1 rRNA gene is annotated in these 311 nt (G+C 57.6%); it reads right to left on the bottom strand.

The window, feature by feature from the left end:
- Nucleotides 1-194: 194 nt before the first annotated feature.
- A 16S ribosomal RNA gene (locus E2B92_RS32515) occupies nt 195-311 on the bottom strand; the annotation flags it as partial.

Raw genomic sequence — 311 nt, forward strand, 5'->3', positions numbered from 1 at the left:
CAACGCTCGCACCCTCAGACACCCAACAGCGTGCCCGACACGACCAGATCAGATTCACGTTCCACGCCGAAGCAGTACTAATGATCCTCACGAATCGTGCCGAATAATCAACGTTCCACCCATGAGCTGACCACCGTCGAACATTCGCCGACGTAGTGGCTCTGGATTCCTTGCGGAATCTAGATGCTCCTTAGAAAGGAGGTGATCCAGCCGCACCTTCCGGTACGGCTACCTTGTTACGACTTCGTCCCAATCGCCAGTCCCACCTTCGACAGCTCCCTCCCACAAGGGGTTGGGCCACCGGCTTCGGG

It is taken from the genome of Streptomyces sp. WAC05374 (assembly GCF_004353505.1).
In the GTDB taxonomy this organism is placed as follows: Bacteria; Actinomycetota; Actinomycetes; order Streptomycetales; family Streptomycetaceae; genus Streptomyces.